At 65.4% G+C, this 13,305-nt stretch carries 12 protein-coding genes; 4 read left to right on the top strand and 8 right to left on the bottom strand.

From position 1 onward, the window contains the following. Positions 1–10: 10 nt before the first annotated feature. A complete protein-coding gene (locus CHB86_RS14795) occupies positions 11–1,432 on the top strand; it encodes a calcium-binding protein (RefSeq protein WP_089233828.1) in 1,422 nt (473 codons plus the stop codon). Between the two features lie 39 nt (positions 1,433–1,471). Here CHB86_RS14795 and CHB86_RS14790 read toward each other — a convergent pair whose 3' ends face one another. Next, positions 1,472–2,374, bottom strand: coding sequence for a glycosyltransferase (locus tag CHB86_RS14790; protein WP_245837984.1), 903 nt, complete (start codon positions 2,372–2,374; stop codon positions 1,472–1,474). 15 nt (positions 2,375–2,389) lie between these two features. Here CHB86_RS14790 and CHB86_RS24665 point away from each other — a divergent pair, with 15 nt between their 5' ends. Then, positions 2,390–2,722: a hypothetical protein gene (locus tag CHB86_RS24665; RefSeq protein ID WP_176442873.1), complete on the top strand. Its 333-nt coding sequence runs from the start codon at positions 2,390–2,392 to the stop codon at positions 2,720–2,722. 30 nt (positions 2,723–2,752) lie between these two features. On the opposite strand, the gene CHB86_RS14785 is transcribed toward CHB86_RS24665, so the two are convergent. The 4 genes from CHB86_RS14785 to CHB86_RS14770 all read right to left on the bottom strand — a co-directional run bounded on the left by CHB86_RS14785 (position 2,753) and on the right by CHB86_RS14770 (position 8,065). Next, entirely contained in the window at positions 2,753–3,853 is a 1,101-nt protein-coding gene (locus tag CHB86_RS14785; RefSeq protein WP_245837982.1) for a polysaccharide biosynthesis/export family protein, read from the bottom strand. Positions 3,854–3,998: 145 nt separating this feature from the next. Continuing rightward, positions 3,999–5,753 carry a M10 family metallopeptidase gene (locus CHB86_RS14780; RefSeq protein WP_141134904.1) on the bottom strand — a complete coding sequence of 585 codons (1,755 nt, stop codon included), beginning with the start codon at positions 5,751–5,753 and terminating at the stop codon, positions 3,999–4,001. A gap of 289 nt (positions 5,754–6,042) precedes the next feature. Then, on the bottom strand, positions 6,043–6,750 hold the full coding sequence (locus tag CHB86_RS14775) for a sugar transferase (RefSeq protein WP_089233826.1): 708 nt from the start codon (positions 6,748–6,750) through the stop codon (positions 6,043–6,045). Positions 6,751–6,760: 10 nt separating this feature from the next. Then, positions 6,761–8,065 carry a UDP-glucose dehydrogenase family protein gene (locus CHB86_RS14770; RefSeq protein ID WP_089233825.1) on the bottom strand — a complete coding sequence of 435 codons (1,305 nt, stop codon included), beginning with the start codon at positions 8,063–8,065 and terminating at the stop codon, positions 6,761–6,763. Between the two features lie 158 nt (positions 8,066–8,223). On the opposite strand from CHB86_RS14770, the gene CHB86_RS14765 reads away from it, so the two are divergent. Both CHB86_RS14765 and CHB86_RS14760 read left to right on the top strand, forming a co-directional pair. Beyond that, positions 8,224–8,889 (top strand): CAP domain-containing protein, encoded by a 666-nt coding sequence (locus tag CHB86_RS14765; protein WP_176442889.1) that lies wholly within the window; start codon positions 8,224–8,226, stop codon positions 8,887–8,889. A 150-nt stretch (positions 8,890–9,039) separates the two neighbouring features. Beyond that, positions 9,040–9,267 (top strand): hypothetical protein, encoded by a 228-nt coding sequence (locus tag CHB86_RS14760; RefSeq protein ID WP_089233823.1) that lies wholly within the window; start codon positions 9,040–9,042, stop codon positions 9,265–9,267. 192 nt (positions 9,268–9,459) lie between these two features. Here the strand turns inward: CHB86_RS14760 and CHB86_RS14755 are convergent, their stop codons facing one another. From CHB86_RS14755 to CHB86_RS14745, 3 genes are all read right to left on the bottom strand, one after another. Next, the gene (locus CHB86_RS14755; protein WP_089233822.1) at positions 9,460–10,473 is read right to left on the bottom strand and encodes an NAD-dependent epimerase/dehydratase family protein; all 1,014 of its coding nucleotides are present in this window, start codon (positions 10,471–10,473) and stop codon (positions 9,460–9,462) included. A gap of 62 nt (positions 10,474–10,535) precedes the next feature. Then, entirely contained in the window at positions 10,536–11,243 is a 708-nt protein-coding gene (locus CHB86_RS14750; protein WP_089233821.1) for a YjbF family lipoprotein, read from the bottom strand. Then, positions 11,240–13,264, bottom strand: coding sequence for a YjbH domain-containing protein (locus tag CHB86_RS14745; RefSeq protein ID WP_176442888.1), 2,025 nt, complete (start codon positions 13,262–13,264; stop codon positions 11,240–11,242). Before CHB86_RS14745 ends, CHB86_RS14750 begins: the two co-directional genes overlap by 4 nt. Positions 13,265–13,305: the final 41 nt, after the last annotated feature.

The raw sequence follows: 13,305 nt of genomic DNA, 5'->3' as shown, positions 1-13,305 counted from the left end.
ATCGCCGGACATGACCGTGATCAACGGCACGCGGGGAAACGACCAGATCAACCTCGCCCAGGACATCGAGACCGACCGTCTCGTGGTGAAGGCCGGCGCCGGGAATGACGTGGTGGCGCTCCACGGTGCCGACACTGGCAGCCAGCGCGCGGGCAATGTCGACCCGACACCCCGCATCTATGGCGACAGCAACATCTTTCGCGGCGGAAGCGGCGTCGACGACCTGCTTCTCGACGATGGCGACCCGGTCTACGGGGCCGAGCGGGTCGTGGCGGATCTTGGGCGCGGCTGGCTGCGCGGGCTGGATCTCGACGTCGGGGGAACCGGCAGGAACGGCACGATCTACGACGTGTCCTTTCAGGGCTTCGAACGGCTGGTCGTGAACGTGCGCGGGACGCTCGACGTTCGCGGCAGCGCAACGGATGACACGGTGCAACTGATCTGGACGCCGGCATTCTTCAGCTTCGATGGCGGCGACGGCACCGATGTCCTGGAATTGCAGGAGATTGCGAGAGCGCCGGGGCTGATTGGGCTGACCCGGGGCGAGTTGCTCGCGACCTGGACGCTCACACGGGACAGTGACCGGTTCATCAAGGCCTTCGACACCGAGACCGGCGCGCTCATCGCCGAACTGCAGTCGGTGGAAGAGATCCGGGTCATCGCCAACCGCAACACCGGAAGCACCAAGCGGCTCTCCATCGAAGAATTCGTCACCTACGATCTCGACGGAACGGCGCGCGGCGATTCCATCAACGGCTCCAATTTCGCCGATGTGATCGACGGTCGGGGGCGTGCCGATGTGATCAACGGATTCGGCGGCGCGGACCGGATCAACGGCGGCCTCGGAGCGGACCGGATCGAAGGCGGCTCCGGCGACGACCGGATCGAAGGCGATGGCCAGAACGACAGTCTAACTGGAGGCCGCGGCCGCGATGTTATTCTGGGCGGCGACGGCAAGGACCGGATCGACGGCGGTCGAGACGCCGATACGCTCAGGGGCGGTGCAGGCAACGACGCTCTCTCGGGTCAAGGCGGTGCCGACCTTCTTTTTGGCGGCGCGGGAAACGATGACCTCGACGGAGGCGCCGGGAACGACCGGCTCGTAGGTGGGGGCGGCGACGACCGCCTGACCGGCGGCAAGGGCAACGACGTGCTCGATGGCCGCGCGGGCGCCGACACGTTCGTCTTCGGCGGCGATTTCGGCAACGACCGCATCGTGACCTTCACGATTGCCCGAAACGCCGCCAATCACGATGTTCTGGAATTCGTCACCGGCACCGGCGAGGCCGGCTCGCTGGCGGAGTTCAAAGCCGCGTCGACCCAGATCGGCAACACGATCCACTATGACATGGGTGGGGACGGTCAGAACACGCTGACCATCGAGCGCACCTATCTTGGCGGCCTGACGGAGGAGGATGTCAGCTTTGTCTGAGGCCGTCTCCGAAACGTGTGTCCGGGGACGGCGCCGGGACTAGAGCGCAGAGGCGAGCGAGGTCACCTCGCTGTGCGGACGGCTGCGCTTGCCGATAAGGCCATCCTTCACCCCATGCCACACCATCTTGTAATAGGTGCGGCGGACCTCACCGTAATGACGCCCGGCGGACAGCCACTTCAGCAGGATGAAGAAAAACGCCGGCCAGAACAGGATTCCGGCGGCGAAACGGTACACCAGCAGCATGTTCCGCGCGGTGTAATAGGCCTTCCAGATCGGATTGCAGAGGCTCGCGTCACCGTTGTAGGTGCGGTTGAAATCGTGCTCGAACTTGAGATCGGGCAGGAATCCGATGCGCATCCCGGATTTCCGCAACCCGAGCGTGTAGAGCACGTCGTCGCCGTAGATGAACAGGCTCCCGTCGGGATAGCCCGCTTTCTGGATGGTCTCGCGAGACAGGAACAGGCCGACGAACGAGGTCGCGTCGATCTCGACAGGGCCGGCCTTGTAGGCCTCGTCGGAAATGTGAAAGCCAACCCGGGACTTCCCGACGAGCGACTTGACCGCGGTGCGGCAGAAGGTCGGCAGGTGCCAGAAGGGGTTGATCGTGGGCCGGTTCATCTCGCAGATCCGGCCGTCCTTGAGGTAGACGGCGGCGGAGACGGCATCCCAGCCGCTCGTGTCCTTTTCCAGGAACTGGGTGAAACAGCCGGGCTCCGGACGCGCGTCGTCGTCCATGATCACCAGCCATTCGGGGTTGAACAGCTCGACCGCCTTGCGCAGCCCCAGCTCGAACCCCCCGGCGCCGCCGAGATTGCCGGGCGCCGCGATCGCGTGCACGCGCGGATCGTTGAGGGAGCGCAGCCAGTCGAAAGTCCCGTCCGAGGACCCGTTGTCCACGACGACGATCCTGTCGCAGGGCTCGTCCAGCAGTCGCCGCACCGTGCGCTGGATCTGATGAAGCCGATTGAAGGTAACAACAACCGCAGCCAGACGTACCGGGCCGAGACGATCCTCGGTGGCGCGTTCTACACGCGGGAGAATAGATGGCGTGAGCGCCGAAATTGCCTCGAGCGCATCATCGTCATTCTGGAATTGCTGAAACACGCGTCCCCCGCTCTCAGCTTAAACCAAACGTTTCGAACACAAAAACCCGATGGTGCGGTTATTGAGGCAGTCAGCGCCCATTTTTGCGCCACTGCCGTTTTCGCCCGTTTTTGCACCCTCGCCGATAGGTCGCAGGATTGGCTTCGTTTGTCAAAAGCCAAACTTCAGAAACATCGGCAATAAATTGCCGGGATGAACGCGCACCCCGTCAACCTACTGCGCGAACTGATCGGTGATGCCCACCACGGTACCCAGCAGACCGAACACGGTGCGGGCCGCGTTGACCGGAGATTCCGTAACAAGAACAGTATCTCCCGAGTACACGGGGAACCTGCCGGCGCTGAACAGGCCGTCTGCGCTCGTAAGGTCAAGTGTGAAAACCGTGCGTGTATTTCCAGGGCCGGAACCGTCGGAGCGAACTGCCGAACCGGGGTATTCGCGCAACACCAGAACGCCTTGTGGATTGGCGCGGTTCGCCTCCAGACCGCCGATCAGGGACATCGCGTCGAGCGTCGTCACGCGGTCTTCGGAGAAGTAGATGATTTCTTCCAGCCCGCTGGCGCCGAGCGCCCGGAAATAGCGTTCGTCATCGACCAGCGCGACCTTGTCGCCGCCCAGCAGCACCGTGTCCTGCGACGGGTTTTCCACAAGCGTTTCGAGCGAGGCGCCGTAGGTCGTTCCGCCGCGAATCAGGCGCACCTGGGGGTTGCGAAGCGAGTCCTTGGGGCCGCCCCCCTGGCTGATCAGGTTGAGCACGGTAAAGCGGCCGTCGGGCAGCGGGATGGCGCCGGGCTGGTTGACCCCACCGACGAGGCTCACGGAGCCGCGGCTGCCTGGGACAACGTTGAGCTGCACCTGGGCCGAGGGAATGATCGCCAGCATCTCCCGTTCGATCTGCTGGCGGGCGCCGTCGGGCGTCTTGCCCGACACGCTGACGTATCCGAGATAGGGAACGAACACCTGACCGGATTCGGTCACGCGAAGATTTCCGACATCGACCAGCTTCTGGCCGGGAGAGGTGATCAGCGAGTTCTCCTCGCTGTCCCAGACAACCAGGTTGAGCGTGTCGAACGGCTGGATCCGGATGTCCGCGGGGCCCGACGTTCGCGAGAGCCAGCCGAACTGGCGCACGTTGTCGGTCGCCGGCCAGTTCGCGATCGCGGACAGGTTGTTGCGGGTGACGGAATAGACTGCAAAGTCTCGATTCGTGGCGTCGGCACTGGCCAGAACTTCCGATTCTATCGCAGCGCCGCGCGGCAGCGCACAGGCCCCGAGCAGCAAGACGCACAACAAAGGCCGCATCAAGGTCAGCACTGTTTCCCCCAGGAATCGCTATTTCTTGGCAGGATGGCAGTCCTGCGTTCGGCCACAGATAGCGCCAGCCCGCAAGGTCGGTCAACCGCCTCCGAGCGGTGGAGGGCGCAGCGGCGGCGGCTCAAGTGTCGCTGGAGAGTCCGGGTCAGACGACAGACAGGATGACGTCAGCGGCCCGAAGTTCACCGAGGGACAGGCCCTCCAACGTGAGCTCGGACCGGGCGCCGAGGTCCAGCACGAGGTCGCCGTTCACTTCCGTCGCGAGCTCCCTGACCTTACGGAACGTTTCGAACCCGAATTCGGCGAGGTCCAGCACGTCCGCCCCGACGTCAAAGTCGGCGATCACGTCGCGGCCGGAATTGGGAGTAAAGACAAACCGATCCGCCCCGCGGCCGCCGGTCAAGCTGTCGTTGCCGCCACCGCCGTCGAGGACGTCATTGCCGTCTCCGCCGCTCAGGTCGTCGGCTCCTCCGCCGCCGAACAGCCGGTCGTTGCCCGTTCCGCCGGAGAGCATGTCGACACCTGCGTTACCGCGCAGGACGTCTCGATCCGCGCCGCCCAGAAGCCTGTCCTGTCCGGCGCCGCCGGTGATCGTGTCGGCCCCGCCCTGACCGAGCAGGCGATCGGTGTCCGCGCCGCCATCGAGCGTGTCGTTGCCACTGCCGCCTTTGAGGAGATCCCCCCCTCGCCCGCCGGAGAGCCGATCTGCCCCGCCGTCGCCCTGGAGGGCGTCGTCATGGTCGCCGCCAAGGAGCCGGTCGTTTCCGCTGCCGCCGAAGAGCCGGTCCTGGCCCACGTCCCCCACAAGGCGATCGCTGCCGCCACCGCCCTTCAGAACGTCCGCACCGGCGCCACCTTTCAGAGTGTCGCCGCCGCCGCTGCCGATCAGCGTGTCCCGGCCCAGATCGCCGAGCAGCGTGTCCGCAGCCCCGAATCCCGTAAGCCGGTCATTGCCGGCGCCGCCCTCCAGCCTGTTTCGCGCAGCATTGCCGACGACGGTGTCGTCTCCGCTGCCGGCCCGAAAATTCTCGATGACCGTGCCACGTGCAATGGCCATGTTCTCGATCCGCTTGCCGACGCTCGAGAACGCTTCCTGCCGGAGATCGACATCGAGATCGCGACCGCCGGTGGAGAAATCGATCGTATCTGTGCCGCCGTCATCGACGATCGTGTAGCTCATCGACGCCCAGTGGGCTTCGAGGTTGTCGTAGAAATCCCCCGCCGTCGAGCCCACCCCGTAGATGGTGTCGCCGGTGCGGAGCGTCCCGGCGGTGCCATAGAGTTCCCGCATCGCGATGAGATCGGCGACCTGGGGTGTCATGACATAGGCGTGGGTTGCCGCGATTTCCGTGTTTTCGGATTGCGAGTAATAGGACATCAGGGTCGTCTGCCAGCTGTCGTTGGCAAAGGTGGCGTCCGTGGAGAAGTCGTCGCCGTCGTTCGGCTGCGCCCCGTAATTGGCGGGATGCCCGAGCCCGAGCCCGTGCCCGATCTCGTGGATGAAGGTTCGCAGCGGATAGGCGTCCAGCTCGAACTCGTCGCCCGAAATCCAGTCGCGCGAGACATTGACGCGCGCCTGGTAGATTTCCCCGTCGCCGAAGGCCGTCTTCGACGTGGACGCGCCACTCCTTTCGTCATCGACGATGATCTGGACATTTGCGCCGGAAGGCGGTGTGCCGGTCGAGAACTCTATCCCGGTCGTTGCCGTCCAGGCGTCGAAGGCCTGTTCGGCGAACCACTGGCCCGCCTTGGTCATGCCGTCATAGTCGACGTAGATCACCGGCGTTCGTGCGGCACCGAGGTTCAGGTCGAATTTCCACGGTTCGCCGCCATGCGCGTTCCAGGTGCCGTAGAGCAGCAGGTCGGAGATCTCTCCGTTGCTGAGCGTCGAAAGTGGCATCGATCGTCGTTCCTTTCCTGACACCGGCCGAAGGGCCACTGGAGGTCGGGATCGCCGATAGGCGCCCAGAGGGGCACCGCGGCTGCGGCAGCGGTCAGATGGGCCGGCAGACGGGGGCCTGCCGGCGGTGCTCGCTGCCGGTCATTCCCCGGCCCGCGGCAATGCGGGCCCTGTCCGGCTTTGATGGCACTCTGCCCGAAACGGCTTTCCGGGCGCTTAACGTCCTGGGAGAAAGACTCTGCACACTCACCGGGTCATGTCACGGAAAACCCGGGAACGACAGTGGAGCTCAGACCCGGCGAGCCTTGGCCTTGAGCCGGTTCAGCCGGCGGCCGGGGAGCGGCAGCAGCTTCCCGGCCGTGAGATAGATCAGGTAGAGGTCCAGCCCGAGCGACTGGTTCTGCTGGTAGATCAGATCCAGCCGAGCCTTTCTGGGGATGCAGCGGCGGATATAGACGGCCTCGGTCTCTTCACCCGTGGCGCAGTCGCGCAGCAGCATCTCCTCGTGGGAATGAAACATCACCGTCGCCAGCCCGGTGATCCCGGTCCGACAGCGCAGCACCTCCGAATAGAGTTCGGGGAACATCTTCACGTAGCGGCGCGCCGGCGGACGCGGTCCGACGAAGGACATGTCACCCTTGAGCACGTTGATCAGCTGCGGGAGCTCGTCGAGGCGCGTGCGTCGCAGTTTGCGGCCCAGCGGCGTGATGCGGTGCTGCTTGTCGCCGCCCGAGACCCCGACCTCGGGGCCCGAACGGTCGCTCTGCATGGTGCGGAACTTCCAGAGCGTGAAAAGCCTGTCGGGGCTCTTCATTCTTTGCGCCGGATAGATCGCCGGGCTGCCGTCCCGCAGCAGGACAAGGGCCCAGAGCACCGCCATGAGAGGCAGGCCCGGAATCAGCAGAAGGGCGGAAAAGCCGACATCGAATGCCCGCTTTGCCGGTGGAACGCGCGAGTGGCCCGCGCGTTCTTCGCTCGAACGGATGCGTTCGGGCATGGGATCCGCGTCAACGGCCAACCGCGACATACTCCTCGAAGCCGGCCGCTTTCGCGTCCTCGGCCGCGTAGATGTTGCGCAGGTCCGCCATCTTCGCCGAGGCCATCGATCCCGCGATTCGCTGCAGATCGAGGGCCCGGAACTCGTTCCACTCGGTCAGGATCACCAGCGCGTCGGCGTCGGAAGCGGCCTCGTAGGGGTCCTCGACCCACTCGACGCCGGGGAGCATGCCCTCGCCCTCGCGGCGGCCCTGCGGGTCGACCACGGCGACCTTTGCCCCGCCGCCGATCAGCGCCGGCACGATGGTCAGCGAAGGCGCATCGCGCATGTCGTCGGTGTTGGGTTTGAAGGTCACGCCCAGCACGGTGATCTTCTTGCCGTTGAAGCTGCCGCCGCAGAGGTCGCGCAGCTTCTCGAGCATGCGCCGCTTGACCTCTTCGTTGACCTTGATGACGGTCTCGACGATCTGCTGCGGCACCGCGTGTTCCTGGCCGATCCGGGCCAGAGCGCTGGTGTCCTTGGGGAAGCAGGAGCCGCCGTAGCCGGGGCCGGCGTGCAGGAACTTGTTCCCGATGCGGCCGTCGAGTCCCATGCCCTTGGACACCGATTTCACGTCCGCACCGACCCGCTCGCAAAGCGCGGCGATCTCGTTGATGAAGGTGATCTTGGTGGCGAGGAAGGCGTTGGCCGCGTACTTGATCATCTCGGCCGACTCGAGGTCGGTGTAGACGATCGGGAAGTCACGCAGGAACAGCGGGCGGTAGATCTCGCCCATCAGCTCCTTGGCACGGTCGGAACTGACGCCCACGACGACGCGGTCGGGCCGCATGAAATCGTCGATCGCGGCGCCTTCGCGCAGGAACTCCGGGTTGGAGGCGACGTCGAACTTGAGCGACGGGTTGGCCTTGGCCACGACCTCGGCAACCTTGCGGTTGGTACCCACGGGCACGGTCGACTTGGTGACGATCACCGTACCGTCCCCGACGCAGCCGGCGATCTCCTCGGCGGCGGCAAAGACGTAGGACAGGTCGGCGTGGCCGTCACCGCGCCGGGTCGGGGTGCCGACGGCGATGAATACTGCCTCCGCTCCCTCGACGGCTTCTGCCAGGTTGACGGTAAAGGACAGCCGGCCTGCAGCGACATTGCGCTCCATAAGCTGATCGAGACCGGGCTCGAAGATCGGTACTTCGCCCCGTTCCAACATCTCGATCTTGGCAGGATTCTTGTCTACACAAACAACTTCGTGGCCAAAATCAGAGAAGCATACCCCGGACACGAGTCCCACGTATCCGGTGCCAATCATGGCAATCTTCATCTTTGCGCCTCCGTTACGCTAACATATGGCCACGCGAATGGGCCATCAAAGGCCGGCTGTCAACGCGGCCGCACGTCCGTGCCGCCGACCGATGCCGGAACCTCGCAAAAATGCCTACCCGGAAAGGCAGTTGCAACAGGATCGGAAGAGGAGCGCCGATGATCCACCGCCATTTCCCTGCAATACCGCGCCCCCTGGTGGCGCTCTGTCTGATTTCCGCACTGGCCATGTCACTGCCCGCGGCCCGGGCAGACGCCGCCACTTGCGCCAAGACCGCGCCGTCGGGGCTGAACCAACCGATCGACCCCGCACGGATCGACCAGAATCGGCTGAACGCCGCCATCGCGGCCGAGATCAACTACATCCGCTGCACCAAGGGCCGCCCCGCGCTCGCCACGCCGTCGAGCCTGCGCAAGGTGGCAGTGGGCCATTCGCGCTGGATGGCCAGCGCCTCGCGCCTGACCCACACGTCGAACCGCCGCGGCCAGCAGACGCCGCAGCAGCGGGTCGTCTCAACCGGGATCGACCTGCGCATGGGCTCCGAGAACATCGCAAAGGTCTCGCTCTACCGGCTGGACGAGTTCGGACACTTCAAGATCGACGACGCCGGCGCCTGCCGGTTCTCGACCATGGACGGGAAGCGAATCAGTCGGCACACCTACGGAACGCTTGCCCGATACGCCGCACAATTGTGGTACAAGTCCTCTGCCCATCGGAAAAATCTGATGGACGGCCGCGCCCGGATGACCGGAAGCGGCGCCGGATTCGACGCTCGCGGCGGCCGTTGCGGCGAGATTTACCTGACTCAGAACTTCGCTGGCTGACGACATGGGCACTTTTGCAACTATGCGTGGCCAGTCTGGCACAACTTTGCGGAGGTGGGTTATGGACGCTTGCCTTTCTGTGCGTTTGTGCGATGTTGCCAAGGAGAACGCCGGGCATGACGCTCGGTCTGCGCTACAGGAGTCATTGTTATGCAGAAGTTTCTGATCTCGACCGCGATGATCGTGGCCGTGGCCGCTCCGTCCTTCGCTGGCGGCTACGAAGAGCCGGCGATCGAGCCTGCTCCCTTCGTCGTTGAAGAAGAAGTCGGCAGCCTCGGCGGCTACGGCGCTGCTGCTGCCCTGCTGGGCGGCGCTGCCCTGATCGCCATCCTGGCGAACGACGACGATGATGACGACGACGACGACGACGGCCACTAAGACCGTCGCCGATCTCGGCATCTGAAGAATTCGAAAGCGGCCCTTCGGGGCCGCTTTTGCTTTGCGGTATGGCCTCGTTGGATCAGCGAGACGGCGGCCCCGCCTGGCCGAAAACGTGCGACACCGCACAGCAAGGGCCCGCCCCAAGGACGACCTGCTGAGCCGTACAGGCTCGGCGCAGGATCTGCGGATTTACTGGTAGTTTTCCCGGAACCAGCGGACGAAGGTGCCGACGCCCTTGTCGAGCGGCGTCGCCGGCAGCTCGCCAACGAGATGCGTCAAAAGTCGCGTATCGGCCCAGGTCGCCGGCACGTCGCCCGGCTGCATCTCCATGAGGTTCCGCTCCGCCTTCTGGCCCATCGCGTTTTCGATGGCGGCAATGAAATCGCCCAGCTCCGTCGGCTGGGACAGCCCGACGTTCACGACGCGCCACGGCGCGACCGGCGACAGGCTGTCGAACGCTGGAACTTCGCCGCGAGCGTCGGGGCTCGGGGGAACAGCGTCGATCAGGCGAACGATTCCCTCCACAAGGTCATCGACATAGGTGAAATCGCGCTTCATGCGGCCGTGGTTGTAGACGTCGATCGGCCGGCCTTCCCGAATCGCCTTCACGAACTTGAAAAGCGCCATGTCGGGCCGCCCCCAGGGCCCGTAGACCGTGAAGAAGCGAAACATCGTCGTCGGGATGCCGTAGAGATGGGCGTAGGAATGCGCCATCGCCTCGTTTGCCTTTTTCGTGGCCGCGTAAAAGGACATCTGCCGATCGGCCTTGTCCGTCTCGGCATAGGGCATGTCGAGATTCGCACCGTAGACCGAGGAGGTCGAGGCCATCAGCAGGTGCTTCGGCGGCGTCGCGCGCGCGGCTTCCAGCAACTCGAATGTCCCGACGAGGTTTGATTCGACGTAGGAGCGGGGCGCCTCGATCGAATAGCGGACACCGGCCTGCGCGGCGAGGTGGATCACCACGTCGGGTTGGTCTGCGGCGAAGCACTCGGCGAGGCGACCGGGGTCCTCCAGGCGCGCCTCCACCTCGGAGAAGCCCTCGTGTGCTTGCAGAAGCCCGAGCCGGCGCTCCTTGAGGGAGACGTCGTAGTAGTCGGTCATCGCGTCGAAGCCTGTGACGCGATACCCCTCGTCCAGAAGCCGCTTGCAGAGATGATAGCCAATGAACCCGGCCGAACCGGTGACGAGCGCACTTCTGGACATGGCAGGCTCCTGAACAGACAGACGTAGGAAGTCATAGCGCCGACCGCCCCGTCAGGGAACGGTCAGCCTCGCAGGGTTTGCAGCGCCACCTTGCCGACTTGCGGAGAGATCCACTGGATCGACTGCACGATGTCGCCCGACCCGGTCACCCAGTAGGTGTTGCGGACGGTCAGATTGTCAGCGCGGCAGGTTTCGCGCATCCGGGTCGCTGAGAAACTGGCCCCCGAAGCAACCTGCACGGTGTCCGCCCCTTCCGACGCGATGGTGCAGCGCATGGTGGTCGGGACCTCGTGGTTCTCGCCGGACAGGTGCCGGTAGACCCGGTTGACCTCGCCCGAACGGCGGGCGCGGATCATCGCGGTCGCGGCTGTCGCGTCCGAGGACATGAGGTCATAGCCAAGCCCCCGGGTGCCGGTCAGCATGCCGTCCCGGAAGGTCATGGTCTGCTGGGTCGAGGTCCGGAAGGTGCGATAGGGCCCGTTGCGGCCGAACTCCGCCAGCAGCGCCGTGCGCTGGCTCTCCTCCAGAACCGCCAGGATAAGCGGCTCCTTCACCGAGCGCAGCGCCCCCTGGATGGCCTGCGGCGAGACGCCGGCGTCGGCCTTGGCGCGCGCCTCGCGGCCGGCCTGGTTCTCCTGGAAAGCGGTGTAGAGCGCGCCCCACCCCTGCGCCTTGTCCGGCGTGTTGCCGCAACCGGCAAGCCCGGTCGCCACGGCGAGCGCAGCCAGCACGGCGAGCCGGCCGCCTCGGGCACGAATGGCAAAGCTCATCTCCAGAATCTCCCGCCGCTGCCCTCGATATCGGGCTTGTGGTAGCGCCGCACCCGCTCGTAGAGCCGGTCGTCCACCCGCACCCTCTGGCCGCCGTCGGAGGTGAAGGGGCTGATCGAGAAGCTGTGGATCGACTTGGAGGGCTGACCGGTGGCCCAGCCGAGCGGAACCTGCATGTAGAGGCCCTTGTCGAAGGAGCCGTCGCCGAAATCCTCGGCCGAGACCTCGGTCATCGTCGCGTAGGCCCCGAAGCGCCACCCGTTGTCGAAGCGCCGCTCCAGCGTCAGCGTGCCGCCGTAATCGCCGGCGAGGTACCGGCCCGCGTCCAGCTGCACGTTGTATCCGTTGGCGAAATCGTAATAGGCCGAGGCGTGGCCGGTCACGACGTCGTAGTCCTGCAGGCCGAAGCCACCGTCGTAGTCACGCTTGACCACGTAGTTCACCTCGCCACCGATCGCCAGCGGGCCGTCGAGCGGCTTCCACATCAGCTCGGTGGAGACGCCGGTGTACATACGCTCCAGCACACCCGCGGTCACGCGGCTGTAGAGCTCGGGCGCCGGGCGCCCGAAATAGGCCAGCTGCAGCGTGTCGACGAAGACGTCCGTGGCGCGGGCGTACTCGCGGAAGTCGGTCCGTACCACCGGCACATTCTCGGAACGTTGCTTGGCCGAAGCCTCCTCGGTGTTGCCGACGAGGCGGTACTTGACCGAGCCGGAGGCGACCACCCCCGGCATCAGCGTGACCGAGCCACCGACCCGGATCCCGAAATCGCCGCGGATCGGCTCGTCGGGGTCGAACAGGCCGAAGCCGAGGTAGGTACCGAGATACCAGTTGGTCTCGGGGTAGCTCGGGTCGACGAACTCCATGCCATCGGGCAGGCCCACCATCTCCTCGGAGAAGACGGCTTCGGACAGGATCGCATCGGACGAGGCATTCTCCAGCCGCTCGAGATCGGAACGGCGGAAGCTGATCTGCGAGGCCGGCACGCCGTCCCTGACCGGGGTCACCGTCAGGATCTCGACCGAGGGCGGCAGGGCACGGGTCAGGATTCGCGCGGTCCGCCCGATCGCCTGGGCCTCGGCGTAATACCGGTTGTTCTCGATCCGCACGTCGGCGCGGGTTCCTTCCAGCGAGATCGCCCGGAGCTTGATGCCCTCGTTGGCGAGCGCCTTGTCGATCCCGCCCTCGAGGCCGGCGAGGTCCGCCGGATCGGTCGTCCATTCCTGGCCCCAGGCCGCCGGGTCGGCGCTGCGCGAGGGGCGCGGGCGCACCGGCAGGGGACCGGTCTCGTTGCCCGGCCCGAGCAGCGGGCGTTTGGGGTTGAGCGTAAAGTTGACCTGCGCACCGATCTCCGAACCGTAAAGCGAGGCGACGGAAACGCTCACGCCCTCGTTGAAGCGGTATTCGGCGCCGAAGTTCCAGGGCGAGTCGTAGTCGACGAGCCCACGCCGTGTTTCCACCTCGTAGGCGTCGGAAGAGTATTCGGCCTTGAAGGTCAGCTTGTCGGTCGGCGACCAGGCGACACCACCGAAGGGCGCGACCGGGCCGGAGAACCATTGCTCCACGTTGAACTCGCCGCCTTCCTCGCGAACCACGAAATCACGGCTGCCGAATTCCGCAATCGAGCCGTAGGAGCCGAGCCGGCCCCATCCGAGACCCGCGGTGAACCGGAGCTGCTCGCCGATCGACTTGGTCGCCACGAGGTATTCCGCGCTGTAGAGGCTGGTGCCGACGATGTCCTGGAAGCCAACGGCCACCGAGGGGAGATACTTCGTCTCGTCAAGGAACTGGAAGCGCAGGTCGAAGTTGCGGTCGTAGTAGTCCGTGCCCCCGCCGTAGTCGGGGATCTTGGTATAGCGGAAGGTTCCCGACAGGCGCGGGCTGAACTGGAAGGTCAGCGCGGTGCGGGTCTGGTCGCCGGAGCGAGAGAAGCTGCCCGAGAACTCGCCGTCAGCCGCATTCTCGGCCGTCGGCATCTCGATCAGGCCCGGCACGCCGTAGAGATTGTAGCTGTCCGTCACCATAGGTTCCGCGAACCCTCCGAGAGGGTGCGCCGTTCCGT

Origin of the sequence: Tropicimonas sediminicola, assembly GCF_900188335.1 — a bacterium.
In the GTDB taxonomy this organism is placed as follows: domain Bacteria; phylum Pseudomonadota; class Alphaproteobacteria; order Rhodobacterales; family Rhodobacteraceae; genus Tropicimonas; species Tropicimonas sediminicola.
The sequence above is the reverse complement of the archived record's forward strand: the minus strand, read 5'-3'. Positions and strand labels throughout refer to the sequence as shown.

Bases quoted from the DNA above. Each gene is read 5' to 3' on its own strand.
- CHB86_RS24665 (WP_176442873.1), top strand. From the start codon at position 2,390: ATGAAGCCGATTGAAGGTAACAACAACCGCAGCCAGACGTACCGGGCC.
- CHB86_RS14770 (WP_089233825.1), bottom strand. From the start codon at position 8,065: ATGAAGATTGCCATGATTGGCACCGGATACGTGGGACTCGTGTCCGGG.
- CHB86_RS14750 (WP_089233821.1), bottom strand. From the start codon at position 11,243: ATGAGCTTTGCCATTCGTGCCCGAGGCGGCCGGCTCGCCGTGCTGGCT.
- CHB86_RS14795 (WP_089233828.1), top strand. From the start codon at position 11: ATGACCGTGATCAACGGCACGCGGGGAAACGACCAGATCAACCTCGCC.
- CHB86_RS14760 (WP_089233823.1), top strand. From the start codon at position 9,040: ATGCAGAAGTTTCTGATCTCGACCGCGATGATCGTGGCCGTGGCCGCT.
- CHB86_RS14775 (WP_089233826.1), bottom strand. From the start codon at position 6,750: ATGCCCGAACGCATCCGTTCGAGCGAAGAACGCGCGGGCCACTCGCGC.
- CHB86_RS14765 (WP_176442889.1), top strand. From the start codon at position 8,224: ATGATCCACCGCCATTTCCCTGCAATACCGCGCCCCCTGGTGGCGCTC.
- CHB86_RS14780 (WP_141134904.1), bottom strand. From the start codon at position 5,753: ATGCCACTTTCGACGCTCAGCAACGGAGAGATCTCCGACCTGCTGCTC.
- CHB86_RS14755 (WP_089233822.1), bottom strand. From the start codon at position 10,473: ATGTCCAGAAGTGCGCTCGTCACCGGTTCGGCCGGGTTCATTGGCTAT.